Genomic DNA, 23,993 nt, shown 5'->3' on the forward strand with positions numbered 1-23,993 from the left:
GTGCCCGAGGGCCCAGACCGGCACCCGCCCCGCCTGCCTGTCCGCGCGGCCACCACCACCGCCCTCACCACACCGACCGAGTTCGGGAATCGAAGCCCATGACGAAGCTCCTCCTCGCCCTGCACGTGCTGGCCGCTCTCATCGCCATCGGCCCCGTGACGGTCGCCGCCAGCATGTTTCCCCCGGCCGTCCGCCGCGCCCAGGCCGCCGCCGGCGACGCCGCCTCGTCCGGGACGGTCCGGCTCCTGCACCGTATCTGCCGGGTCTACGCCGGGATCGGCCTGGTGGTCCCGGTGTTCGGCTTCGCCACCGCCAGCAGCCTGGGCGTACTCGGCGACGGCTGGCTCATCGCCTCGATCGTGCTGGCCGCGGCGGCCGCGGGCGTGCTGGCGCTGCTCGTCCTGCCGCGTCAGGATGCGCTCCTCCAGCAGCTCGACGAGGCGACGGTGCCTGTCGCACGCCGCACCACGGCCCGGCTGGCCATGTTCACCGGGTGCTTCAACGTGCTGTGGGCCACGGTGACGGTACTGATGATCGTCCGCCCCGGTTCGACGACGGGAGCATGACCGTGCAACGCCTCGCCCGGCGCCCGCTGCGGTTCGCCGCGACCACCGAACTGATCACTCTCCTGGTGCTGTTGGCCAACCTGGCCACCGCGCATCTGCCGGCCGTCTCCTCCCTGACCGGGCCCGCCCATGGCTGCGCGTATCTGTTCACCGTCGTCGCCCTCGCCCGCGACCCGCAGCGCACACCCCTCGCGGTCGCCCTGTCACTGCTGCCCGGAATCGGGGGCCTGCTCGCCCTGCGGAGGCTTACCCGGTCCACGACCGGTCCGGCCCCGTCGGAGCGCACATCCCCTCAGGAGCAGCCGAGTCCGGCCAGCCGCAGCACCGCTTCCAACCCGCGGGAGGAGCCGGGCGCGGCCCCCGCCGGCAGCACGTAGGAGCGCAGCCCCGCGCCCGCCGCGCCACCGTCCTTGGCGGGGTGGTCCCCCACCATCAGCGTCTCGGCCGGGTCGACGCCCAATTCGCGGCACGCGTGGTGGAAGAGCAGCGGGTCCGGCTTCTCCGTGTCGTGTTCGTAGGAGTGCACCCAGGAGGAGAAGTAGTGGTCCAGGCCGTGGTGGGCGAAGGTGGCGCGCAGGTCCCAGCCCACATCGCTGACCACGCCGAGGGCCACGCCGTCGCGCCGCAGTCGGGCCAGTGTGGACCCGGTGTCCGCATACGGCACCCAGTGCTCGGGGGCCTTGAGCTGTGCGTAGAGCACGTCGGCGACCGGCGCCAGCTCGGCGACCGAGGAGTACCAGGTGGTGAAGGCGTACCGGTGAGCCTCCGACGACACATCGCGGGCGTGTTGAGCCGCCAGGACGACGGGGTCGGACAGGCCGGCTTCCAGTCCGCTCAGCAGGGTGTCCATCGTCGTGTCGTCCACCGGCTGCGGCAGCGCCGCCCGGATTCTGTCCGCGTACGTTCCGACCTGGAACAGCGTTCCGGAGAAGTCGAAGAGCACGGCTCGGACGGCAGGGGGCCGGTACGGGTCCGGGCCGGGCGTGGCGCGGATCGGACCTTCGGGGCCACAGACAGGTAGGCGACTCATTCGATCTTCCTAGCGCACGCCCGGCCGTGGTGCCAGGCCCCAGGCTCCGGCGGTGGCCGGGTCCGGTAGAGTCACGCTCTTCGGTCGGCGGGAGTCGCCCGGAGTCCCCGAAAGCCGGGCCTTGCGATGCACCGCGACCAGACCGATCGGACCGATCAGACCCACCAGGCCGAGCAGAGCACCCAGTGCACCCAGAGCACCCAGAGCACCGAGAGGCAGCAGACCGAGCGGACTGCTCCCGAGGGCGTGCGGCGTCGGCTTGATGCTGCGTTGGACGGGCTGGCCGAGGCCTTCCGGGGGTGCACTGCGCGGCCCGACGAGAACAACTGTGAGTGCCACTGGGGCAGCGCGGACGAACTCGCGCTGCTGAAGGTGCCGGACGTGGAGCTCGATGCCGACCTGCTGCGGCGGACCTGGCAGGCTGGGGACTGGGACGACCACGGGGCGGTGCTGCGCCGCATCCTGCCGCAGTTCGCCACGGCGCTGGTGGGCGGGCTCGTACGGCGGCCCATATTCGGGATGGCGGAGGTCGGGCGTTCGTTCGCGCGTGGCGACTGGCAGGAGTGGCCGGAGGAGCAGGCCACGGCCGTGTGGAACTTCCTGCATGCCTGGTGGGCCCAGAGTCTTGTCCATCCGGGGAGTGCCGTTCCCGCGCATGAGGTCTTCACGCTGTGTGCAGAGGCCTCCGCCACGGTGACGCCGTGGCTCACCGTCTGGGAAGCGATGGACGATCCGCTCGCCGACCGGCGTCTGGCCGAGGCGGTGGAGGAGTGGGAGTACGAGCTGCTGGGGGACGAACTCCCCTGGGACGCCTGGGAGAAGAAGGACGAGATGCGGGCCGGTCTCGTCTCGTGGCTGGTGCGGTGCGCTCCGGATCGGCTCCGCGGGCTGTCAGCCGCGGAGGAGCTGCTTCAGCGGGTACGGCTGCTCGGCCTGACCGGGCCGGACCGTTGGGACGATCCGCACTGGCCCGGGCACAGGTACTGAGGGCCGGGACCGCGCCGAAGGGGCCCCGCGTCGGCCGATGGGCGCCGGCGTCGCCCGTCGCGTGACCCTCGCGTTCCGCTGCGGAGCCGAAGTGCGACGATGGTCCTGTCATGGATGCGGGGCAGGTTCTCAGGGGGCTACGCGCCGCGGTGTTCGCGGCGGTCTGTGTGCTGCTCGCTGCGCTGGGCCATGTGGCGATGTCGGATGCCACGGTCCCCGCGTGGATGCTGCTCTCGGCCGGGGTGGCGACCGCGGCCGGTGCCTGGTGTTTCGCGGGCCGGGAACGCGGCCCGCTGCTGGTGGGGTTGCTCACCGTCGGCACCCAGGCGGCGCTGCACAGCGCCTTTTCGTTCGGCCAGGCGATGGCGGGCGGCGGCTCAGGTGGACACGGCGAGCGGTTGTCGCTCGTACGGCAGTGGGCGAACGCCTGGATGTGCGGCGCCCAGGAGATGCCGGTCCCGGGCGGTGATGCCGACCGGATGCTGGAGCTGATGCATCGGCAGATGGCGGCCGTGCCGGTGGCCATGCCAGGGTCCATGGCCGGGCACATGCCGGACTCCATGTCCGGGCACATGTCGGGGTCCATGTCCGGGTCCATGTCGGGGATGGCGCATCCGGGTGCCCTTGAGCACGGTGGCGCGGACACCGTGGGCGGGCTGCTGCAACACGGCAGCGCGAGCGGCATGCTGGCGGCCCATCTGCTGGTCGCGCTGCTCAGCGCCTGGTGGCTGTGGGGTGGCGAACGGGCCGCGTTCCGGCTCGTACGGAGTGTGGCGGCCCGGCTGTTCACGCCGCTGGTGTTCGTCCTGCGGAGGGTGCTGCCCGAGGGCCGGCCCGTCGTGCGCGCCCGCCGGCAGGAGCCGCGGCGTGCGGTGCAGAAGCTGCTGCTGGCCCATGCGATGTCGCTGCGGGGTCCGCCGCATGAGCCGGCTGTCGGCTGACAGCACGGTCGAATTCCCGGGCCGAGGGGCATTCTTCCCGGGCGCTGAGCGCTGAGCGCATGCGCCGGGGGTCCCGGCTCGGACTTCACCGGTCGCCGCCGTACGAGGCGGCCGCCGGATCATGCGTAGGACTCCAGAGGACTCCTGAGGACTCCAGATGATCAATCCTGTCCGGATGCCGGTGGCTTCGCTGCCCGCGTCCGACCCCAGCACCACAACAACGGCCGGGACCCCACGCGCCGTCCGGTCAACCGGCCCGTTCGCCGCCCGTGTCGTGCGGCTCTCCGGCCGACCGCAGTGCGGCGAGCAGCGCCTCGACCTCCCCCGGCGCCTCGCCTTCGGGGCGCGCCGTGGCACGGTCGAGGTCCCTTGCCGCGCGATCGACATACGTCGTCAGGGCCCGTGCCCGGGCTTCCCAGCGGCGGCAGTCCCGGCACCCGGCGAGGTGGTCGTCGAGCCGGCGGACGGTGAGGCCGGCGGGCAGTTGCTCTCCGTCGAGCCGGGCGGAGAGGGCCGTGCGGATGCGCGAGCAGTGCATACCGCCATCCTCCCCGAAGCGCGCACCTACGGCGAGGGACGGTCGCGGTATGCGGAATGACGAGGCGGTGACGGGCTGGGCGCTGGCCGCCCGTACCGGTGACGAGCGGGCCGTCGAGCAGTTCGTCAGGGCCACTCAGCTCGATGTGCGGCGCTATGTGACGCATCTCAGCGGTGATCCGCAGGCGACCGACGATCTGGTGCAGGACACCTATGTACGGGCGTTGCGCAGTCTGCCGCGGTTCGAGGGCCGGTCGTCGGCGCGGACCTGGCTGCTGACCATCGCCCGGCGGGTGGTGGCGGACCGGATCCGTTCCCATGCGGTGCGGCCCCGGCTGGCCGCGACCGACGACTGGCAGTCGGCGGCGGAACGGGTACAGCCGCGGGGTGTACCGGGGTTCGACGAGGGCATCGCGCTGGCCGAGCTGCTGTCGGCGCTGGTGCCGGAGCGGCGGGAGGCGTTTGTGCTCACGCAGCTGCTGGGGCTGCCGTATGCGGCGGCCGCCGGGGTGATGGGCTGCCCGGTGGGGACCGTACGGTCCCGGGTGGCGCGGGCCCGGGAGACGCTGGTCGCGCTGCTGACGGATGCCGAGCGGGCCGATGTCGAGCGGGCCGACGCAGAACGGGCGGACGCAGAACGGGCGGGCCGTGAGCGGGCGGACGCCGGACGGGCAGCTGTCCGGCGGACGGTACCGGGCGGGCGGACGCGGGCGCTCGTGGGCGCGGGTGCGTCGGCGGGTGCCGTGGCCTGACGGGCCGTACCTCGGCCTGCGCGGCGAACGGGCTCATGGACGCGCGGTACCCGGTCCATGAGCCCGTTCGCCGTGCGCCGCGGACCGGCTCCGCGGCGAGCGGACCGAGCGGCTGCGGCGCGCCGGACGCGGCCGCCTCACTGACCAGGCCGTACCGCCCTGGCCCGGACGGTCTGTGGCGGGCTGTCGCGGAAGTGGAGGGTGAAGGTGATGCGGTCGCCGGGTGCGAGTGCCGGCGGTGGGCTCAGCATGATGTCCAGGGTGGTCGGGGTCATCCGCAGCGTGCCGCCGGCGGGGACGGTGGCGGACCGGACCATCGCCATGCTCCGGGCGTTCCGGCCGATGTCGACGGTGCGGCCGAGCATCGCCCGGTGCCCGGCGGGGCCGGTGACGCCCGTCAGGACGTCGTCCGCTCCCCCGGTGTTGCGGACGGTGAAGAACGCGGCGGTCGCCTCGGGGCCGGAGGGGCCGGAAGCCCCGGCGGGGATCAGGACCCGGCCCTCGGTGACGCTGAGCTTCGCGGGCGTCCCGGCGTTGCCCGTGGTGGTCCAGACGGTGAGCATGCCGAGGGTGGCGAGGCAGGTGAGCAGGGGTACGGCCACGGCCGCGACGGGCAGCCGGTTCATAGGGTCTCCCAACCGTGCGTGGAGTGGGGGGCGTTGGTGCGGCGGCGGGCCGTGGGCCTTCCCGTGCCGCCGCGCGGTTGCCAGGCGCGCAGTCGCAGGCTGTTGCCGACGACGAGCAGTGAGCTGGCGGACATGGCGGCGGCCGCGAGCATCGGGTTGAGCAGGCCGACGGCGGCGAGCGGCACGGTGACGAGGTTGTAGCCGAACGCCCAGCCGAGGTTGGTGCGGATGGTGCCCAGCGTGCGGCGGGCCAGGCGTACCGCGTCGGCGATGGCCTGGAGGTCTTCGCGTACGAGGGTGACATCGGCGGCACCGATCGCGGCGTCGGTGCCGCTGCCCATGGCGATGCCGAGGTCGGCGAGTGCGAGGGCCGCCGCGTCGTTGACGCCGTCGCCGACGACGGCGACCCGGGCGCCCTGCTCCTTCAGGGTGGTGACGAGGGCGGCCTTGTCCTCGGGGCGGGCCCCGGCGTGGACCTCGGTGATGGCGAGATGGCCGGCCACCGCGCGGGCGGTGGCGGCGCGGTCGCCGGTGGCCAGGACCGGCCGCAGGCCGAGCCGGCGCAGATGCTCGACGGCGCGGTAGCTGTCGGGGCGGAGCGCATCGCCGACGGCGAGCACGGCCTCCGGGGTGCCGTCGACGGTGAGCTGCACCGCGGTGTGACCGGCGCTCTCCGCCGCCCGCACGGCGTCCGCGAGCGGCGCCGGGAGGCCGGTGAGGTCGCCGGGGCGGGCGATCTCCACCTGGCGGTCGCCGACCGTGCCGCGTACGCCGTACCCGGGGGTGGCATGGAAGTCCCGTACGGGAGGCGCGGGTTGAGGTAGGTCCGGGTGGCGGTCGCGGGCGTGGGCGATGATCGCGCGGGCCAGGGGGTGCTCGGAGCCCTGCTCGACGGCGGCGGCCAGGCGCAGGGTTTCGGCGGGGTCGAGGCCGTCGGTGCGGGTGGTGAGGGCGGCGACGCTCATCCGGCCGGTGGTGAGGGTACCGGTCTTGTCGAGGACCACGGTGTCGATGCGGCGAAGTCGTTCCAGCGCCTCCGGTCCGCGGACCAGGATGCCGAGCTGGGCGCCGCGGCCGGTGGCGGCGAGCAGGGCGGTGGGGGTGGCCAGTCCGAGTGCGCAGGGGCAGGCGACGACGAGGACGGCGACCGCGGCGGTGAGGGCGGCCTGCGGGTCGGCCCCGGCGCCGAGCCAGAAGCCGAGGACGGTGACCGAGACGGTCAGCACGGCGGGGACGAACACGGCCGCCACCGCGTCGGCGAGCCGCTGGATCCGGGTCTTGCCGGTCTGGGCCTCCTCCACGAGCCGGGTGATCCGGGCCAGTTGGGTTTCCGCGCCCACCGCATCGGCCCGTACCTCCAGCAGGCCGCCGGAGTTGACCGCTCCGCCGACCACCGCCGAGCCCGGGCCGACCTCGACCGGACGGCTCTCGCCGGTGATCAGGGACAGGTCCAGGGCGGAGCTGCCCTCCAGGACGGTGCCGTCGGTGGCGACGCGTTCGCCGGGGCGTACCAGGAAGCGGTCGCCGGACCGCAGCCGGTCCACCGGGATGCTCCGTTCGCCGTCGGCCGTCCGTACGGTGACGTCCTTGGCGGCGAGTTCGGCCAGCGCGCGCAGCGCGGAGCCGGTGCCGCGCCGGGCCCTGGCCTCCATACGGCGGCCGGCCAGCACGAACAGCGGTACGCCGACGGCGGCTTCGAGGTAGAGGTGCGCGCTGCCGTCGTCCGCGGTGGGCAGCAGGCTGAACGGCATCGTCATACCTGGCGTACCGGCCCCGCCGAAGAAGAGCGCATAGGCCGACCAGGCGAAGGACGCGACGACACCGAGCGAGACCAGGGTGTCCATGGTGGCCGCGCCGTGCCGCAGTCCGCGCAGCGCACGGGCGTGGAAGGGCGCCGCGCCCCAGACGGCGACGGGTGCGGCGAGCACGAAGCACAGCCACTGCCAGTCGCGGAACTGCCAGGCGGGCACCATCGACAGGGCCAGCACGGGGAGCGAGAGCAGCGCGGTGATCAGCAGGCGGTGGCGCTCGGCGGGAGCGTCGTCGTCCTTGGCGTCCGGGCGGCGCTCGGCGGGCCGGGGGGTGTCCTCGGGGGCCGCTTCGGGGGCCTGGGCGGTGAATCCGGCCGCCTCGACGGTGGTGATCAGCTCGCTGACGGAGACCGCGTCGGGGTGCCGGACCGTCGCCCGCCCGGTGGCCAGGTTCACCGAGGCCGCGACGCCGGCCAGCCGGCCGAGCTTCCTCTCGACCCGGCCCACGCAGGCCGCGCAGGTCATTCCGCCGATGGTGAGGGTGGTGGTACGGGAGGGAGCCGGCACCGGGGCGGCCCCCTCCTGGCCGGGCGCCGCGTCGGCCTTCTCCTCGGGCGGGGCCGCGGCGGGCTTCCGTGTCCGGGCGCCGGGCCGGGGGCCGGACTGCGGGTCGGTCATCGCGCCACCGTCCCCTCCGGCGCCGGGCGGGGCGCTCCGGCACCCATGCCGTGCATACCGCCCATGTCCCCGTCGTCGGCCGGTGCGGAGTCTCCCGTACGGGTTCCGCCGGCCGGGTGCAGCCCCGGGGCGACCGGACCGGCGAGGGTACCGGCGGCGTACGACAGAGCGAAGAGCACCGCGAGCAGGGCGATGAAGCCGATGACGGGGCGGGCGGGCAGCAGCCGTTGGACGGTCCGGGGCAGCGAGAGCTGGGGCCGACTACGCTCGGCCGGAGAGCTGGACATCGCCTCATCGTGGCAGGTGCCGGCGGGGCCGAGCGGGCGATCGGGGCGTCTTTGGCGCGTGAGGATTGTCCCGTTCCGCGGCCGGAACCCGGCGGCTCTCCGGCCCGACTAACTGGGTTTGCCCGTGCCGCCGTGCACCGGTGGCATGCCCCGCGTCCCGCCGAATTCCCCGCGGCCGGCGGGAACTCGACGCGCCTGCCGCCCGACCTCTCCAACGCCGTGCCGTCCGCGTGCGGTTGGTCGCAGACCAGCACCGTTGAGGAGGATTCCATGTCCACATCGCCCGAACCCGTCGAGCTGTACGGGCCGGAGTACAAACGCGATCCCTATCCCCTGTACGCCGAGCTGCGGGCGCGCGGTCCCGTCCATCGGGTGCGCTTCCCCAGCGGGGTGTGCGCCTGGCTGGTCACCGGCTACGAGGCCGCGCACCAGGCGCTGACCGACCCCCGGCTGGGCAAGCACCACTCGCGCGGCAACGCGGCCTGGCGGGCCCGCGCCTCGATCATGCCCGAGCCCCAGCACTCCCAGCTCCAGGTGCATCTGCTCCACCAGGACCCGCCCCGGCACACCGAGCTGCGCCGGCTGATCACCGATGCCTTCGCCCCGCAGCGCGTGGCGGCGCTCGCACCCCGCTTCCGGGCGATGGCCGATACGCTGCTCGACGCCCTTCCGGAGCGCGGCGAGGCCGATCTCGTCGAGGCCTTCGCGGCCCGTTTCCCGTTCCAGGTGCTGGCCGAAGTCATCGGCCTGCCCGGGGAGTTCGCGGAGCGCTTCGACCGGGACTGGGGCAAGGTGGTCCAGCCCGTGGGACCCGAGGATCCGGGCCGTCCGGCGTACGAGGCGCGGCTGCGCGGGCTCCAGCAGTACATCGCCGATCTGGTCGTCCACAAGCGCCAGGAGCCCGGCGAGGATCTGCTCTCCCGGCTGGTGGCCGCCCGCGACACGGGGCAGATGGGCCAGGAGGAGCTGGACTCGATGATTTTCCAGCTGCTGGTCGCGGGGCAGGAACCGGTCACCAACCAGATCACCACGGCGCTGGTCACCTTGCTGCGCCACCCCGAGCGCCTCGCCGAGCTGGCCGCCCGCCCCGAGCTGCTGCCCCGCGCGGTCGAGGAACTGCTGCGGTACGACAGCGCCTTCGAGCTGACGACCTGGCGGTTCTTCGCCGAGGACGCCGATCTGCACGGGACCCGGATCCCGGCGGGCGACTCGGTGATCGTGTCACTGTGCGCGGCCAACCGCGACCCCGAGCAGTTCGCCGACGCGGACACCCTCGACTTCGACCGCTCCCCCAACCCCCACCTCGCCTTCGGCCACGGCATCCACTTCTGCCCCGGTGCCGCGCTCGCCCGGATCGAGCTCCAGATCGCCCTGGGTGCGCTGCTCCGGCGGCTGCCGGACCTCAGGCCGGCCGTCCCGGATACGGAACTCCGGTGGATTCCGGCCGTGTTGGCGCGTGGGGTCGACCGGCTGCCGGTCGCCTATGGCGCGGCCGGCGGATGTCCGGTGTCCGGCGGGGCGGTCAGCGCGTGCTGACCAGCCCCCCGCGGCCGCACTCCGGCCCGTCCGCCGACCAGCTGGCCCTGTGCACGGCGGTGCTCGCCACACTCCTGCCGTACCGGCGCGCACTCGACGCCACCCACGGCGATTCCCCCGACGACTTCCCCGGCCAACTGCGGCAGCTGGCCGCCCCGGTGGCGGCGGGCGAGCCGATCCGGTTCACCCTGCCGGGCTTCCCCTGCAAGTCGCCCAACCCCGCCAAGGTGCTGGGGCACCTCCCCGATGAGGGCGAACGGCTGGCGCTGCGCTTCCTGGACGCGCTGTGCGCGCGGATCGAGGCCGTGTATCCGCCCGGCGCCCGGGTGGTCATCTGCTCCGACGGGCATGTCTTCAGCGATCTCATCGGGGTGCCGGACCATGACATCGATGCCTACAGCGACGCGCTGCGCGCCCTGATCCACGCCGAGGGCCTGACCCGGCTGGACGTCTTCGACCTGCGCGAGGTGTACGGGGGCCGGCTCTCGCACGACGACAAGCGGGCGCTGGTCGAGGCGCACCACGCCCCGGCCCTGGAGAGCCTGCGGTCACTGACCCGCAGCGACGAGCCGACGCGCCGGCTGTACCAGGGCATCACCCGGTTCCTGTTCGAGGACACCTCCTCGTTCGCCGGTACCCGCTCGGCGCTTCAGCGCGACTGCCGCCGCCGGGCGTACGGGGTGATGCAGCGCAGCAGCGCCTGGGGTGAGCTGGTCGCCGTGCACCACCCGGGGGCGTTCCGGCTCTCGATCCATCCGCAGCCGCGGGGCTCGGCCAAGTTCGGCATACGGCTGCTGGAAGCGCCCGATGCATGGCTGACGCCCTGGCACTCCTGTGTACTCGAACATCCCGACGGGCGACGGGAGTTGATGCACCGGGCGGATGCCGAACGGCTCGGCCGGCTGGTGCTGCGCGAGGGCCGGCCGAGCCATTTCGTGGCGGGGTGAGGGGGCGGGGCGCCGGGCACCCCGCCCCCTCGGCCGTGTCGTCACCCGTCGCCGGCGGGCAGCGGCTCCCGGTGATCGAAGGCGATCAACGGATCGCCGGTGAGCGGATGTTCGGTCACCGCGGCACGCACTCCGAACACCTCGGCCAGCAGTCGGGGCGTCAGCACCTCGCGCGGCGGTCCTGACGCCACCACCCGGCCGGCGTGCAGCACATGCAGCCGGTCGCACAGGGACGCCGCGGCGTTCAGATCGTGCAGTGAGATCAGCGTGGTGCGGCGCTGGGCGCGCAGCAGCGCGAGCAGTTCGACCTGGTGCCGTACATCGAGGTGGTTGGTGGGCTCGTCCAGCACCAGCACGTCCGGGTCCTGGGCGAACGCCCTTGCCAGCAGCGCACGTTGGCGTTCGCCGCCGGAGAGTGCGGAGAACCGGCGGGTACCCTGTCCGGCCAGCCCCACGGCGGCCAGGGCGCCCGCCACGGTCTCCCGGTCGGCCCGGTCCTCGCCGGCGAAGGCCCGCTTGTAGGGCGTGCGGCCCATCGCCACCACTTCGTGCACGGTCAGCTCGAAGTCGCTGCCGCGCTCCTGCGGCAGCGCGGCGACCTGCCGCGCGGTCTGCCCGGGGGTGAGCGCACGGAGGTCGGTCCCGGCGAGCAGTACCCGCCCCGCGGCGGGCCGCAGATGGCGGTAGACGGTGCGCAGTACGGTGGACTTGCCGCTGCCGTTGGGGCCGACCAGCCCGGCGATCTCCCCTGCCGCGGCCATCAGATGCACCCCGGCCACGACGTTCCGGCCCGCGTAGCCGACGTGCAGATCCTCGATCTCGACGTTCACCGGCCCACCGCCGTCCGCCGGTCCAGGATGAACAGCAGGGCGGGTGCCCCGATCATCGCCGTCACCACGCCGACCGGCAGCTCCTGGGCGTCCATCGCCGTACGGCACACGATGTCGACCACCACCAGCAGCAGCGCGCCGGTGAGCGCGGACAGCGGCAGCAGCCGGCGGTGGTCGCCGCCGATGACCGGCCGGCACAGATGCGGCACCAGCAGGCCCACGAAGCCGATGGCTCCGGAGACCGCGACCAGTACGCCGGTCAGCAGGCTGGTCACCACGAACAGCTCGCGGCGCAGCCGGGTGACGTCCACGCCCACCCCGGCCGCGGTCTCATCACCCATGGTCAGTGCGTTCATGCCCCGGGCCCGCGCCTGGAGGGCGAGCAGCCCGGCGGCGAGCGCGAGCACCGGCGGCCACAGGACGCTCCAGGTGGCCCCGCTCAGGCTCCCCATCAGCCAGAACAGCACGCTGCGGGTCTGCTGCTCATCGCCGGCCTGGAGCACCAGATAGCTGGTGAACCCGGACAGGAACTGCCCGATGCCCACCCCGGCCAGCACCAGGCGCAGCGGCGAGAAGCCGCCACCGCGCCGCGCCAGGCACCACACCAGCGCGAACGAGCCGAGCGCACCGGCGAAGGCGGCCGCGGACAGGCCCAGCCCCAGCACCCCGCCGGCGCTCGCCCCCAGCACGATCGCGGCGACCGCGCCGAGCGAGGCGCCGTTGGAGATGCCCAGCAGATACGGGTCCGCCAGCGGATTGCGCACCAGGGCCTGGGTCGCGGTGCCGACCAGGCCGAGGCCCGCGCCGACCAGTGCCGCCAACAGGGCGCGGGGGACGCGGAGTTGCCACACGATCAGGTCGTCGGTGCCCGGCCGGGGCGGCGCCCCGCCGATCCGGTGGAGCACCACCGACCACACGTGGCCGGGCGGGAGGTCGGTCGGCCCGAGGGAGACGGCGGCGGTCAGGGCGACCGCCAGCGCGAGGCCGAGCCCCAGGGCGAGCAGCCCGGCGCGCGGGGTGCGTGGCCCGGGTTCGGCCGTCTCCGTCCGGTCGCGCGGGTCGTCGAGCACCGCAGCCACTACCGCGCCGCCTTGAAGCGGTCCGGGTGGAGGGTGTGGGCGATCTCCTCGACGGTGTCCGCGTTGCCGACACCGGCGATCGTGGTGCGCTCCGAGGTGATCCGGACGAAGTGCCCCTCGCGCACGGCCGTCAGCCCCTTCGTGGCGGGGAAGCTCTTCAGGAACGCCGCGGCCTGGTCGAACGCCTTCTTGTCGGCGGCCGCATCGCCGCGGTTGCGTACCCCGAGCTGGATCCAGTCCGGGTTCTTGGCGACCACGTCCTCCCACGAGACGGGCTTGAAGTCCCCGTCGCAGCCGTCGAAGACATTGCGTGCCCCGGCCTGGCTGATCACGGCGTTGGCGACCTGCTTGCGGCAGACGGCCATGGGCTGTTTGGTGCCGGCGTCGTAGTCGAAGAAGAAGTACGTGGGCCGCTTCTTCTCCGGGATCCGGCCGACCTCCTTCCGGACCGCTGCGGTCTTCGCGCGCATGCCCGCGACGAGTTCGTCCGCGCGCCGGGAGGTGCCGGTCACCGCGCCCAGCCGCTTGATGTCGGCCTCCACCCCGGACAGATCGCGCTGCGGCTCCTTGGCCATCGGCGCGCAGGCGGTGGACGCCAGATAGACGTGTTTGATCCCGGCCGCACGGAACTCGTCCGGGGTCGGCGCGTCACCCGCCCCGCCCATGTTGTTCATCGAGGCGAAGGTGTCGATATAGAGATCCGCGCCCGAGGCGAGCAGCTTCTCCTTGGGGATGATGTGCTTCCCCAGCACCGGTACCCGCCGCGCCTGTGCGTCGAGTTCACCGGGCAGGGTGCCCTTGCCGGGCGGGAACCCGGTCCCGATGACCCGATCGCCCGCGCCCAGCCGCAGCAGCATCTCCAGGGCGGCGGCATTGCTCGTGACGATCTTGCGGGGCGGGGACGAGAACGTGGTCCTGGCACCCTTGCAGTCGGCGACCTGCACCGGAAACCCGGCACCGCCGCGCCCGGACGCCTCCTGCCCGGTGCCCGGACCGCTGCCCCCTCCGCTGCCGCCGCACGCGGTGGCGGCCAGCGCGACGACCGCCGCCAGACCGCCCAACTTCCGAAGGCGCATGGCGCTCCCAAGGCGCATGGTGCTACTCCCCTACCCGTCACCGGCCGGTCTCCCGGCCTGTTCACCGGCCGGGGACCCGACCGGCGGACCGCGATCACGGCCCGGCACAGGTAGTCGGCCGGACCGGGAGGACGGTTCCGGGCCCGACGGGTCCTTTTCCGGGCAGGTACGGACACGGCGCGGGAGGACACCCCCTGAGGTGACGCGTCACAACGGCACGGCACCGGGAGGTGGTTGACCGGTCACAAGCCGGGCGCGGGCCGGGCTCAGGGCTCGAGTCCGCCGCTGCCCTGGGGTCCGTAGAGGTCGAGCAGGCGGGTGCGGGTGCCGTGCAGCCGGTCGGCGACGGTCTCGGCGACATAGCGGTACATCGCCCGGCCGAGGATGGCGTCGGACTCGCACAGGCCGCGGACGACCGCGGCGTCGAACTCCACCGCGTCCACCGGGCCGACGGTCGCCGCGCCCAGGTGCCACAGGTAGGGCGGGAACAGCCAGGACCAGCCGAGGAGTTCATCGCGTCCGAGGGTCTCCACGACCACCGCCCGGCGGCCGGGGACGTGCTGGTCGAGCGCGACCTGTCCGCTGCGGATGATCCAGAACCGGTCCGCCCGCCGGCCCTCCTCGAAGAGACGGGTGGCGCGTGGCAGGGACACCTCGCGGGCGATCTCGGTCAGCCGCCGGCGCCGGTCGGGCGGCATCGCATCGAACAGGTCCTTCGCTGTGGTCATCTCATCCTCCGTCCGCTGAATGTCTTGCAACATATGCGGTGATTTACGGGGAGGACGGGAACGGCTCGACCGGGCGGGGCGTCCGCCGGCCACGGGGTCAGGTCAGCTGACGCCGCACCAGGTCGTGCAGCCGGCCGCCGGTGTCGGCGAGCAGCTCGGCCGGTGCGCCCTGTTCGACGATCCGGCCGTCCGCCATGACGAGCACACGGTCGGCGTCCATGACCGTGGACAGCCGGTGGGCGATCACCAGCCGGCTGGCGCTGAGTTTGCGGGTGCTGTCGATGACGATGCGCTGGGTCTCGTTGTCCAGGGCGCTGGTGGCCTCGTCGAAGAAGAGGATCCGGGGGCGGCGGATCAGGGCCTGGGCGATCATAAGACGCTGGCGCTGGCCACCGGAGATCGCGCCGCCGCCGGCGATCATGGTGTGCAGCCCCATCGGCATCCGCTTGATGTCCTCGGCCAGGCCGGCCATCTCGGCGGCCGCCCAGGCCTCCTCCTGGCTGAAGGCCTCGGCACCGCAGATGCAGTCCAGGATGGAGCCGGTCAGCGGCTGGGCGTTCTGAAGGACGACGCCGCACTGGCGGCGTACCGCGGCCTGGTCCAGGGCGGCGAGGTCCTGGCCGTCGTAGAGGACGCTGCCCGAGGTCGGCCTGTCGAAGCCGATCAGGAGCCGCAGCAGGGTGGACTTGCCGCAGCCGCTGGGCCCGACGACCGCGACGAACTCGCCGGGCCGGACCTGGAGCGAGACATCGTCGAGGACGAGGGGGCCGTCGTCGGTGTAGCGGAAGGAGAGCTTCTTGGCCTCGATGGCGCCGGAGAGGGTGCCGGGCTGGGCGCTGGCGCCGCGTACTTCCGGCGCCTCGTCCAGTACCGGCTTGATCTGCTCGAACATCGGCAGGGCGGCGGCCGCCGCGATGCAGGCGCCGGTGATCTGGGTGACCGAGGTCAGCAGCATGGTCACCGCGGTGTTGAAGGTGAGGAACGCGCCGGCCGACATGCTGCCGCGGGCCGGGCCGGCCAGCAGCATGAACATGGTGAGTGAGCAGAGCGGCAGATAGACCGCGTTGAGGACGGTGGTCAGGTTCTTGATCCGGCCGGCCTTCTGCTGGAGCTCGCGGGAGCGGGCGAACTCCCTGGCCCAGGCGGCGTACGCAAAGCTCTCGGCGGCGGCGACCCGCAGTTTGGGCAGTCCGCGCAGGGTCTGGAACGCCTGGTTGTTGAGCTTGTTGGTGAGGGTGATCAGCCGTCGCTGCCAGCGCAGCTCCCACAGGCCCATCACCAGGAAGACCACCCCGATGACGAGCAGCATGCCGATCGCGGCGAGCGCCAGCGGCACGCTGTAGACGAGCAGCAGAACGAGGTTCATCGCACCGACCGTCGTGGACTGGACGGCCACCGGGCCGATCCCGGACAGCACCCGCCGGATGGTGCTGATGCCCATCGCGGCGCTCGCCAGCTCGCCGGTGGAGCGTTCGGTGAAGAACTTCGTCGGCAGCCGCAGCAGCCGGTCCCATACGGCCGGCTGCAACGCGCTCTCGATGCGGCCCTCCATCCGCAGCACGGTGAGGTTCTGCAACAGCATGAAGGCGGCCGAGACGATGCTGGTGACGACCACCGCCAGGGAGACCTGGACGATCAGGCTGCGCTCGGCGGCGGGCACGTAGACGCCGAGCACCTTGCCGGTCGCGATCGGGACGAGCGCGCCGAGGCCGACCGTCACCAGTCCGCTCAGGGCCAGGTTGCGGACATCCGTCCGGGTGTCGCGCAGGCTGAAGCGCATCAGCCGCCACATGCTCATCGGCCGGTCCGGCAGCGGGCGGTAGAACATCACGGCGCGCGGTTCGAACTCATCGGCGTTGTCCTTGCCGACGCGGATCCGCAGCCCGGAAGCCGGGTTGACCGCCTCGTAGCGGCCGCGGCGCCACAGCAGCGCCACGGGGGCGCCGGACTTGGCGCGATGCCCCACCAGGGGGCCGGTGTTCGTCCGCCACCAGGGGCCGGTGAGCCGGACCGCGCGGGTGCGGATCCGCGAGCTGACCGCGATCCGCTCCACGGGGGTGACCCGCTCGTTCACCGCGCCGCCCCTCGGGGGTTCGGTGAGCGTGATCCCGGCCGCCTCGGCGACCGCGCGGCAGACCGCGAAGGTGGTGTCGTCGCCGGCCCGGTCCGTGCCGTCGCTGACCCGCCCGGAGCGGTCCTGGCGGCCGATGGACGCCAGCAGGGCCTGGTCGGCGCGTTCACGGACGGCCTCACCGGCTCTGATGCCGGCCGCCGTACGGTCCTCGTGGGCGCGCTCCAGCTGCTCGATCCAGCGGTCGACCGCGGACAGCAGCCGGTACTGCTGATTGACCATCCGCTGCCACAGCTCGGGGTCGACCAGCAGATCCGCGGCCGCCTCGGCACTGTAGGAGGCGCCGTACTGCACACTGCCGGGCGGGACGGGCATCCACAGGATGTCGTCGTCGGCGACCGCGTCATCGCCGGGCCGCCCGTCCAGCGGTGCCTCGAAGAGCACGCCCAGGCTGCGGGCGGTGCCCAGGGCGAAGGCGTGCTCCAGCGGGGAGGGCTGCCCGGCCTGGGTGCCGTACTGCGGGTGGGCCCCGGTGTCGCCGTACTCCCCGTACTCCCCGTAGCCGCCGTAGTCGTACCGGGGCAGTTCGCGCAGCGGGATCCGGCGCAGCTGACAGTCCTGCGAGGGGCGGCCGAGCAGGGTGTGCTGGGGGCCGTCGACCGGGCCGAGCAGCAGGGTGCCCGCTTCGAGGCGGCCGAGGAAGTGCCAGTGGCCCTCCGCGGCGGCGTCGACCGCGAAGAGGTCCAGCGAGCCCCCGGTGACCAGCCACAGCACATACGGCCCCTCCAGGGGGACGCTGCGCAGGCCGGCACAGTCGACGGGTGCGCCGAGGCCGCCCAGCGCGTGGGTCACCGCGTCGGTCTCACCCGGTCCCACGACCGGGGACGGGGACATGCCTGACACGTCAGTGCTCCTTGACCAGTTCGGCGTAGGCGCCCCCGGCGGCGACCAGGTCCTCGTGCCGGCCGCGTTCGACGACCACACCGTGGTCGAGGACCACGATCTCGTCGCTGTCGCGGACGGTGCTCAGCCGGTGGGCGATCACGACGCAGGCGCAGCCGCGCCGCCGCAGGTTGTCCATGATGAGCTGTTCGGTCCGGGCGTCCAGGGCGCTGGTGACCTCGTCGAGGACGAGGATGCTGGGGCGCCTGACCAGTGCGCGGGCGATCTCCAGCCGCTGCCGCTGCCCGCCGGAGAAGTTGCGGCCGTCCTGCTCGACGCGGCTGTGGATGCCGTCGGGGCGCCGGGCGATGACATCGTCGTAGAGCGCGGCGTCCTTGAGGGCGGCGATGACCGCGTCGTCGGGGATCGACGGGTCCCAGAGCGCCACGTTGTCGCGGACCGTGCCCTCGAAGAGGAAGATGTCCTGGTCGACGAAGGAGACCGAGGCGGCCAGCGCGCTGCGGGAGAGGTCCTCCAGACGCTGTCCGTCGATCCGGATCGTGCCCTCCCAGGGGCTGTAGAGGCCGGAGATCAGCCGGGAGACGGTGGACTTGCCGCTGCCGGAGCCGCCGACCAGGGCGACCTGCCGACCGGGGCCGACGGCCAGTGAGAAGCCGGTCAGCAGGGGTTTGTCCAGCGGGCTGTAGCCGAAGGTGATGTCCTCCAGCGTCACATGGCCCGTGAGCCGTCGGGTGTCGGCGTCCGCCCCGGGGCGGGAGTAGAGGGTGTCGGCGGGGAAGGACTCGACGTCCTTGAGGCGGGCCACGTCGGCGGCGAAGTCCTGGATCCGGCCGGCGACCCCGTTGAGCCGGGTGAGGGGTGCGGTGAAGCGGGTCACCAGCGCCTGGAAGGCGACCAGCAGACCGATGGAGATATGGCCCTCGACCGCCCGCAGGCCGCCGATCCACAGGATCAGCGCGCTGTTGAGGGTGGCGAGGGTGGGGGCGACGACGGCCAGCCAGGCGCTCGGCACCCCGAGCCGCTGCTGTACCTCCAGCGTGGTGGCGTGCTGGCCCGCCCAGCGGCGGAAGTAGCCGTTCTCGCCGCCGGTGGCCTTCATCGTCTCAATGAGCTGGAGGCCGGTGTAGGAGGTGTTGGTCAGCCGGGCGGTGTCGGCGCGCAGCTTCGCGGTGTGGGTGGCGCGCAGCCGCACCACGATCCGCATGGCGACGACATTGAGCAGCGCGATCCCCACGCCGATGACGGTCAGTTGGGGGTCGTAGCTCCACAGCAGGACGGCGTAGAGGACGACGACGATGCCGTCGACGCCGGCGGCGGCCAGGTCGCGGGCCAGGGTTTCGGCGACCGCGTCGTTGGACTGGAGCCGCTGCACCAGGTCGGCCGGGCTGCGCTGGGCGAAGAAGGTGACCGGAAGTCTGAGGAGGTGGCGCAGGAAGCGGGCGCTGGTGAGGGTGGAGGAGATGATCCGGCCGCGCAGCAGATTCGCCTGTTGCAGCCCGGTCAGTACGGCGGTCAGCGCGACCATCGCGGCCATCGACGCGAAGAGCGGCCCCAGCAGCGAGGTCTGGTTGCCGATCAGGAACATGTCGATGTACGTACGGCTCAGCGCGGGCACCGCCGCGCCGACCGCGACCAGCAGCAGGCTGGCGAGCAGCGCGGCGAGCAGGGTGCCGGTGGTGCCGCGCATCCGGGCGGGTACGGCGCCCAGCACGCCGGGCTTGCGGCCGCCCTTGCGGAAGGATGCGCCGGGCTCGAAGACCAGGGCGACGCCGGTGAAGCTGGTGTCGAAGTCCTCCATCGGCACGAAGCGGCGGCCCTTGTCGGGGTCGTTGATGTGCACCCCGCGGCGGCCGAGGCGGCGGCCGGCGCCGTCGTAGACGACGTAGTGGTTGAACTCCCAGAAGAGGATGGCCGGTGCCTGGACCTCGGCGAGCGCGGCCGGTTCCATCTGCATGCCCTTGGCCTGGAGACCGTAACTGCGGGCGGCCTTGAGCAGATTGCTGGCGCGGGAGCCGTCGCGGGAGACACCGCAGGCGATCCGCAGCTCCTCCAGCGGCACATGGCGCCCGTAGTGGGCCAGGACCATGGCCAGGGAGGCGGCGCCGCACTCGACGGCCTCCATCTGGAGGACGGTGGGGGTGCGGACGGTCCTGGGCTTCTTCGCCTTGGGAGTGGGCGGCGCCTCCCGCCGGGCACGGCGGCGGGCGCCGGGTGCGGGCTCGGGGCGGTGCCGGCCGCGGCCGGGCGGCGGCAACTGCGCCTGCGGGGCCGCGGAGTCGTTCGGTGCGGTCACGGCAGCAGCCAATCGATCGGGTGCTGCGCGGCGAGGTGGACGGCGCCGCCGGCCAGCGTCATGGACTCGACGGGGTAGGGCGGGCCGTCGGAGGTCGACCAGGCGTAGCCGGACCTGCTGTGCGCGGCGGTGTCGAGCTGCACCAGGACCGCGACGGGCGGGCCGGCCTTCGAGAACTGCTCACCGAGCTGGCTGCTGCCCAGATAGGCGCCGATCCGCTGGCGGGTCTGGGCGGTCCGGCCGACTGCCTTGACCCGGCCGCGCAGGACGCCGTACCGCTGGCTGGGCACGGACTGGACGGTGAGGTCGACGGAGGCGCCGACGGGGACGGTGGCGCCGCTGTCCGCGGGGACGTACAGCGTGGCGGTCAGGGGGTCGCCGGGGTTGGCGACGCGCTCCACGGAGGCGACGTCCGCGCCGGTCGTGACGACGGAGCCGATGGTGGCGACCATCGTGGTCAGCCGGCCGGCGGCGAGGGAACGCACGACGGTGGTGCCCCGGGCGGTACGGACCTTGAGGAGGGGGGCGTTGGCGGCCACCCGCTTGCCTTCTTCGGCGAATACGGCGGTGACCTGGCCCGCGACGGGGCTCTGGAGGAGGTAGCTGCCCTGGCCGTGGGTGAGGATTCCGGGTGCGCTGAGGGTGGACGAGACGGTGCCGGTCACCGCCCAGAAGGCGGCGGCGAGCACGACGAGGACCGTGACGGTCAGCACCAGCCAGCCCTGGGGGCGGGCGAAGCGCACCGGCAGATCTATTTCCTCGGGTGACTGCAGCTTGGAAAGGGCCTGTTGGCGGAACTGCACGACACTCTTCCCTCAACTGCAAAGGTCTGATCAGGCGGGTGATGGCCGGTGCCCCGGGGCCCGGGTCAGGCCAGGCGGGTCCGGGGCACACGGCCCGGCAGGTCGGCAAGGAGGGGACGCCGACGTGCCGTTGTCACCGTTCGGAGCCGGCCGTGCCGCTCAGCGGCACAGGGGGTGGCTCAGAGACCGCTGACGAGGCCCGTGACGGCGCCGGTGTTCACACCGGTGGTCTGCTCGACCAGGCCGGTGGCGTCGCCGACGACACCGGAGACCGGGGCGACGGAGTCAACGGTGCTGGTCGCGGTGCCGAGGACACCGCCGACGAGGCCACCGGACACGTTGTCCAGGTCGGCGTCGGAGATTTCCTGGGTCTGCACCTGGGGGGTGAAGTTCATGATGTTTCCCTTCGGATGAATATCTCGAAAAAGCTGCGGCCGAACCGTCCGGTGAGTGGCCCGGCCACGGCAGCGGGCGCCGGGTCCCGATATCGGGATCCGGCGTGTAACTCCCGCAGTGCGAAGGATCAAAGCATGCAGGCACGTTGTGCTGCTAATCGGACCGGCGCCGATCCGGGCCTCAACACTCCATCGAATTACGTGTCGTGCACGCCCGTCCATGGGTTAGTGGCAGCTTCTTCACAACTCCTTCGGTTTCCTTTCCGTCGAGTCGGTCAAGCCTCGTTCGACGAACACGACATTCCCGCCCCAAACTGCTGCGGCGCAGGTCAGCAAGGGGTTCCCACACCGCAGACAGGGTGCCGACTGGGCATTCGGTGTGCAGATTTCTTGAAGGCCGTCAATTTTTACGGCACCCGTTCACCCGCCCCGCAGGGAGCCAGGGTGCACCCCGCCGGCCCCCCTCCGCCGAATGTTGCAGGAGCTTTGCGCGATTTTTTCACCGCGTCCGATTCGCCCGAACTTCAGGGTCGGTAACGGGCGCCATGCGCGTATTACAGTGAATCATCAGCACTATCCGTACGCCTTTCCGATGCAATCGGATCGACCGGCCCGAGAACGGACATAACCACATAACGGCACGGCGCCCGACTCGACAGAAATGGGCGAATTTACCGCCGGTATCACCCGGTGGCAGCCGGTCCACGGGTGCGGCACCGTGAAGGGACCGGAGGGCCGTCGCACCGGGAAGGAGCCGTACGTTGGAGCCCGTCGAGGCACTGGAGCGGATCGCCTTTCTGCTGGAGCGGCAGGGTGCCGTGACCTATCGCGTCGAGGCGTTCCGTAACGCCGCAGCGGCGATCAGCGGACTGTCCGTGGACGAACTGCACCAACGCGCCGACAGCGGCTCACTCGCGCGCCTCAAGGGGCTCGGGCCGAAAACCACCCGGGTGGTCGAAGAGGCCCTGGCCGGGGTGCGGCCGGTATATCTGGCGCACCTGGAGGACGAGGCGGGCGGCCCGCTGGTGGAGGGAGAGCAGGGTCAGCGGATGCGGCAGGCGCTGCGCGGCGACTGCCATCTGCACTCGGACTGGTCGGACGGCGGCAGCCCGGTCGAGGCGATGGCCCGGGCCGCCCGTGACCTCGGCCATGAGTGGTGCGTACTGACCGACCACTCCCCCCGGCTCACCGTCGCCCGCGGGCTGAGCGCCGACCGGCTGCGGCAGCAGCTGTCGCTGGTCGCGGAGGTGAACGAACAGCTGGCGCCGTTCCGGCTGTTGACCGGGATCGAGTGCGACATCCTCGACGACGGCAGCCTCGACCAGGAGCCGGAGCTGCTGGAACAGCTGGATGTGGTGGTGGCGTCGGTGCACTCCAAACTGCGGATGGACCGGGCGCCGATGACCCGCCGGCTGCTGGCCGCGGTGCGCAATCCGCTCGTGGACGTCCTGGGGCACTGCACCGGGCGGCTGCGCACCCGCAAACCCCGCCCGGAGTCGCAGTTCGACGCCGCAGAGGTGTTCGCGGCCTGCGCCGAGCACCACACGGCGGTGGAGATCAACTGCCGCCCGGAGCGCCTGGACCCCCCGCGCCGGCTGCTGCACGAGGCCCTGGACGCGGGATGCCTCTTCGCCATCGACACCGATGCCCATGCGCCGGGGCAACTGGACTGGCAGATCTACGGCTGTGCCCGCGCCGAGGAGTGCGGCGTACCGGCGGACCGGGTCATCAACACCTGGACGCAACGTCAGCTGGCCACCTGGACCCGGACGGGCCGTACGCCGCGGCGCTGAGCTGTGGCCCGGTCAGGCGGGCGAGGGTGCGGGTGCCGGGGCGACCGCGGGCGTGGCCGGGGTGAGCCGCAGCGCCACGACGTAGGCCACCACCACCGCGACGATCACCAGCGGCATGACGGTGAGTCCGTTGGTGCCCATGAGCAGCGTCGCCAGCAGCACCGACGTCATCGGCAGCCGGAGCATCGCCACCGCCATCGCGCCGACGCCCATCGCGAAGGCCGGAGTGAGCGACAGACCGGGCAGATGGGCCAGGACAACCCCGCCCGCCGCGCCGAGGAACAGCGCCGGGAAGATCGGGCCGCCCCGGAAAGCGCTCAGCGACGCGCAGTACGCCAGGCTCTTGCACAGCACCAGGAGCAGCAGCGCCGGCACCGAGTAGCCGGCGCTGTCCCGGAAGAGCGTGCCCAGCGCCGACTGCCCCGAATAGAGCATCTCGGTGGCGGGCTTGCCGGTGGCCGCGGCGAACCCGACCGCCAGCGCACCGACCACCAGCCCCATCACCACCGTCGCCGGCACCCGATGACGCACCACGTGCGCCTTGAGGACCAGTGCGAGCCGCCGTACACCGGTCGCCAGGAACGCCGCGGCCACCCCGATAACCAGGGCCCAGCCGAACTCCGGCACGGTCGGCCCCGCCGCCTTGGGGATGTCGTGCAGCGCGAGCGAGTACGTACCGAGCCCGGTCCAGTCCCCCAGCCCGGTGAAGATCAGCGCGCCGATACCGGACGCCAGCAGTCCGGGGAGCAGCATCATCCCCAGCATCGGACCAGCCAGCCCGGCCACCTCCATCAGCAGGAACGCGCCCAGGAGCGGGGAGCCGAGCAGCGCGCTGACCGCCGCGAAACTGCCGGCGGCGCCCACCGCGGCGACGGCCTGCTCCGGCATCCCCCGGTTGATCAGCCGTACGGCGCCTACGGACAGCCCGCCGCCGAGGGCGATGAGCGGCGCCTCCGGGCCGAGCACCGCGCCGAAGCTGAGGGAGGCCAGGGCCGCCAGCACAATGCCGGGCAGCGCGGAGAGCGGGGGCGCACCGCTCAGCGCCAGCCCGTCGGCCGGCTCATGGCCGCCGTTGCCCGGCAGCCGGCGGATCGTCAGTCCCACCAGCAGTCCGGCCACCATCAGCATCGGCACCGGCCACCACAGCGGCGTCCCTGCGAAGCCCAGCGCGCGCGGCAGATCGTGGTAGATCAGCGGTTCCAGTTCATGGACCAGCGCGAGAAACCCGAAGGCAACGGCACACACCGGGAAGCCGATCACCGCCGCGATCAGCAGCAGCTTCAGATATCCGCGGGTGCGCACCAGCGCGTAGGGGTCCTGCGGCACACCGGCCGGCGCCTCGCCGACCGGGCCGGTGGGGCCGACCGACATCGCCTCGCCTCCT

21 protein-coding genes and 1 pseudogene are annotated in these 23,993 nt (G+C 72.8%); 8 read left to right on the forward strand and 14 right to left on the reverse strand.

The window, feature by feature from the left end:
* Nucleotides 1–98 precede the first annotated feature (98 nt).
* Nucleotides 99–566 (forward strand): DUF2269 family protein, encoded by a 468-nt coding sequence (locus ACZ55A_RS27975; protein WP_468845555.1) that lies wholly within the window; start codon nt 99–101, stop codon nt 564–566.
* The gene (locus tag ACZ55A_RS27980; protein WP_468845557.1) at nt 563–943 is read left to right on the forward strand and encodes a hypothetical protein; all 381 of its coding nucleotides are present in this window, start codon (nt 563–565) and stop codon (nt 941–943) included. Before ACZ55A_RS27975 ends, ACZ55A_RS27980 begins: the two co-directional genes overlap by 4 nt.
* Here ACZ55A_RS27980 and ACZ55A_RS27985 read toward each other — a convergent pair.
* Nucleotides 859–1,596, reverse strand: a complete 738-nt coding sequence (locus ACZ55A_RS27985) for an HAD family hydrolase (protein WP_468845559.1) — start codon at nt 1,594–1,596, stop codon at nt 859–861. The two genes, ACZ55A_RS27980 and ACZ55A_RS27985, sit on opposite strands and share 85 nt — an antisense overlap.
* A 126-nt stretch (nt 1,597–1,722) precedes the next feature.
* On the opposite strand from ACZ55A_RS27985, the gene ACZ55A_RS27990 reads away from it, so the two are divergent.
* A complete protein-coding gene (locus tag ACZ55A_RS27990) occupies nt 1,723–2,583 on the forward strand; it encodes a hypothetical protein (protein WP_468845562.1) in 861 nt (286 codons plus the stop codon).
* A gap of 110 nt (nt 2,584–2,693) precedes the next feature.
* The gene (locus ACZ55A_RS27995) at nt 2,694–3,524 is read left to right on the forward strand and encodes a PE-PGRS family protein (RefSeq protein ID WP_468845565.1); all 831 of its coding nucleotides are present in this window, start codon (nt 2,694–2,696) and stop codon (nt 3,522–3,524) included.
* 247 nt (nt 3,525–3,771) lie between these two features.
* On the opposite strand, the gene ACZ55A_RS28000 is transcribed toward ACZ55A_RS27995, so the two are convergent.
* A complete protein-coding gene (locus ACZ55A_RS28000; RefSeq protein WP_468845568.1) occupies nt 3,772–4,062 on the reverse strand; it encodes a zf-HC2 domain-containing protein in 291 nt (96 codons plus the stop codon).
* A 49-nt stretch (nt 4,063–4,111) separates the two neighbouring features.
* Here ACZ55A_RS28000 and ACZ55A_RS28005 point away from each other — a divergent pair.
* Nucleotides 4,112–4,663, forward strand: a pseudogene (locus ACZ55A_RS28005) (sigma-70 family RNA polymerase sigma factor); the annotation flags it as partial.
* Between the two features lie 287 nt (nt 4,664–4,950).
* On the opposite strand, the gene ACZ55A_RS28010 reads toward ACZ55A_RS28005, so the two are convergent.
* The 3 genes from ACZ55A_RS28010 to ACZ55A_RS28020 form a co-directional block, all read right to left on the reverse strand.
* Nucleotides 4,951–5,439, reverse strand: a complete 489-nt coding sequence (locus ACZ55A_RS28010) for a copper chaperone PCu(A)C (RefSeq protein ID WP_468845571.1) — start codon at nt 5,437–5,439, stop codon at nt 4,951–4,953.
* Nucleotides 5,436–7,715 (reverse strand): heavy metal translocating P-type ATPase, encoded by a 2,280-nt coding sequence (locus ACZ55A_RS28015; protein WP_468845893.1) that lies wholly within the window; start codon nt 7,713–7,715, stop codon nt 5,436–5,438. The genes ACZ55A_RS28010 and ACZ55A_RS28015 overlap by 4 nt, the downstream gene beginning before the upstream one ends.
* Before the next feature lie 149 nt (nt 7,716–7,864).
* Entirely contained in the window at nt 7,865–8,155 is a 291-nt protein-coding gene (locus ACZ55A_RS28020; protein ID WP_468845573.1) for a hypothetical protein, read from the reverse strand.
* Nucleotides 8,156–8,425: 270 nt separating this feature from the next.
* On the opposite strand from ACZ55A_RS28020, the gene ACZ55A_RS28025 reads away from it, so the two are divergent.
* Both ACZ55A_RS28025 and ACZ55A_RS28030 read left to right on the forward strand, forming a co-directional pair.
* Complete coding sequence (locus tag ACZ55A_RS28025) at nt 8,426–9,691, forward strand: cytochrome P450 family protein (RefSeq protein ID WP_468845575.1); 1,266 nt, start codon at nt 8,426–8,428, stop codon at nt 9,689–9,691.
* Entirely contained in the window at nt 9,688–10,638 is a 951-nt protein-coding gene (locus ACZ55A_RS28030; protein WP_468845896.1) for an L-tyrosine/L-tryptophan isonitrile synthase family protein, read from the forward strand. Before ACZ55A_RS28025 ends, ACZ55A_RS28030 begins: the two co-directional genes overlap by 4 nt.
* 41 nt (nt 10,639–10,679) lie before the next feature.
* On the opposite strand, the gene ACZ55A_RS28035 is transcribed toward ACZ55A_RS28030, so the two are convergent.
* The 8 genes from ACZ55A_RS28035 to ACZ55A_RS28070 form a co-directional block, all read right to left on the reverse strand.
* Nucleotides 10,680–11,468, reverse strand: a complete 789-nt coding sequence (locus ACZ55A_RS28035; RefSeq protein WP_468845577.1) for an ABC transporter ATP-binding protein — start codon at nt 11,466–11,468, stop codon at nt 10,680–10,682.
* On the reverse strand, nt 11,465–12,538 hold the full coding sequence (locus ACZ55A_RS28040) for a FecCD family ABC transporter permease (RefSeq protein WP_468845898.1): 1,074 nt from the start codon (nt 12,536–12,538) through the stop codon (nt 11,465–11,467). The genes ACZ55A_RS28035 and ACZ55A_RS28040 overlap by 4 nt, the downstream gene beginning before the upstream one ends.
* A gap of 8 nt (nt 12,539–12,546) precedes the next feature.
* Nucleotides 12,547–13,641, reverse strand: coding sequence for an ABC transporter substrate-binding protein (locus ACZ55A_RS28045; RefSeq protein ID WP_468845580.1), 1,095 nt, complete (start codon nt 13,639–13,641; stop codon nt 12,547–12,549).
* Between the two features lie 248 nt (nt 13,642–13,889).
* A complete protein-coding gene (locus ACZ55A_RS28050) occupies nt 13,890–14,351 on the reverse strand; it encodes a cyclic nucleotide-binding domain-containing protein (RefSeq protein ID WP_468845582.1) in 462 nt (153 codons plus the stop codon).
* A 97-nt stretch (nt 14,352–14,448) separates the two neighbouring features.
* Entirely contained in the window at nt 14,449–17,316 is a 2,868-nt protein-coding gene (locus ACZ55A_RS28055; RefSeq protein ID WP_468845901.1) for an NHLP bacteriocin export ABC transporter permease/ATPase subunit, read from the reverse strand.
* Between the two features lie 10 nt (nt 17,317–17,326).
* Nucleotides 17,327–19,618, reverse strand: coding sequence for an NHLP family bacteriocin export ABC transporter peptidase/permease/ATPase subunit (locus ACZ55A_RS28060; protein WP_468845584.1), 2,292 nt, complete (start codon nt 19,616–19,618; stop codon nt 17,327–17,329).
* Nucleotides 19,615–20,421 carry a hypothetical protein gene (locus ACZ55A_RS28065; RefSeq protein ID WP_468845587.1) on the reverse strand — a complete coding sequence of 269 codons (807 nt, stop codon included), beginning with the start codon at nt 20,419–20,421 and terminating at the stop codon, nt 19,615–19,617. The genes ACZ55A_RS28060 and ACZ55A_RS28065 overlap by 4 nt, the downstream gene beginning before the upstream one ends.
* Nucleotides 20,422–20,600: 179 nt before the next feature.
* On the reverse strand, nt 20,601–20,816 hold the full coding sequence (locus ACZ55A_RS28070) for a type A2 lantipeptide (RefSeq protein ID WP_468845589.1): 216 nt from the start codon (nt 20,814–20,816) through the stop codon (nt 20,601–20,603).
* A 761-nt stretch (nt 20,817–21,577) separates the two neighbouring features.
* Here ACZ55A_RS28070 and ACZ55A_RS28075 point away from each other — a divergent pair.
* Nucleotides 21,578–22,609, forward strand: coding sequence for a PHP domain-containing protein (locus tag ACZ55A_RS28075; RefSeq protein ID WP_468845591.1), 1,032 nt, complete (start codon nt 21,578–21,580; stop codon nt 22,607–22,609).
* Between the two features lie 12 nt (nt 22,610–22,621).
* On the opposite strand, the gene ACZ55A_RS28080 is transcribed toward ACZ55A_RS28075, so the two are convergent.
* On the reverse strand, nt 22,622–23,980 hold the full coding sequence (locus ACZ55A_RS28080; RefSeq protein ID WP_468845593.1) for a chloride channel protein: 1,359 nt from the start codon (nt 23,978–23,980) through the stop codon (nt 22,622–22,624).
* Between the last annotated feature and the right edge of the window lie 13 nt (nt 23,981–23,993).

Source organism: Streptomyces sp. NPDC034111 (assembly GCF_055575375.1).

Bases quoted from the DNA above. Each gene is read 5' to 3' on its own strand.
- ACZ55A_RS27975 (WP_468845555.1), top strand. From the start codon at position 99: ATGACGAAGCTCCTCCTCGCCCTGCACGTGCTGGCCGCTCTCATCGCC.
- ACZ55A_RS27980 (WP_468845557.1), top strand. From the start codon at position 563: ATGACCGTGCAACGCCTCGCCCGGCGCCCGCTGCGGTTCGCCGCGACC.
- ACZ55A_RS27985 (WP_468845559.1), bottom strand. From the start codon at position 1,596: ATGAGTCGCCTACCTGTCTGTGGCCCCGAAGGTCCGATCCGCGCCACG.
- ACZ55A_RS27990 (WP_468845562.1), top strand. From the start codon at position 1,723: ATGCACCGCGACCAGACCGATCGGACCGATCAGACCCACCAGGCCGAG.
- ACZ55A_RS27995 (WP_468845565.1), top strand. From the start codon at position 2,694: ATGGATGCGGGGCAGGTTCTCAGGGGGCTACGCGCCGCGGTGTTCGCG.
- ACZ55A_RS28000 (WP_468845568.1), bottom strand. From the start codon at position 4,062: ATGCACTGCTCGCGCATCCGCACGGCCCTCTCCGCCCGGCTCGACGGA.
- ACZ55A_RS28010 (WP_468845571.1), bottom strand. From the start codon at position 5,439: ATGAACCGGCTGCCCGTCGCGGCCGTGGCCGTACCCCTGCTCACCTGC.
- ACZ55A_RS28015 (WP_468845893.1), bottom strand. From the start codon at position 7,715: ATGACCTGCGCGGCCTGCGTGGGCCGGGTCGAGAGGAAGCTCGGCCGG.
- ACZ55A_RS28020 (WP_468845573.1), bottom strand. From the start codon at position 8,155: ATGTCCAGCTCTCCGGCCGAGCGTAGTCGGCCCCAGCTCTCGCTGCCC.
- ACZ55A_RS28025 (WP_468845575.1), top strand. From the start codon at position 8,426: ATGTCCACATCGCCCGAACCCGTCGAGCTGTACGGGCCGGAGTACAAA.
- ACZ55A_RS28045 (WP_468845580.1), bottom strand. From the start codon at position 13,641: ATGCGCCTTGGGAGCGCCATGCGCCTTCGGAAGTTGGGCGGTCTGGCG.
- ACZ55A_RS28050 (WP_468845582.1), bottom strand. From the start codon at position 14,351: ATGACCACAGCGAAGGACCTGTTCGATGCGATGCCGCCCGACCGGCGC.
- ACZ55A_RS28055 (WP_468845901.1), bottom strand. From the start codon at position 17,316: ATGTCCCCGTCCCCGGTCGTGGGACCGGGTGAGACCGACGCGGTGACC.
- ACZ55A_RS28070 (WP_468845589.1), bottom strand. From the start codon at position 20,816: ATGAACTTCACCCCCCAGGTGCAGACCCAGGAAATCTCCGACGCCGAC.
- ACZ55A_RS28080 (WP_468845593.1), bottom strand. From the start codon at position 23,980: ATGTCGGTCGGCCCCACCGGCCCGGTCGGCGAGGCGCCGGCCGGTGTG.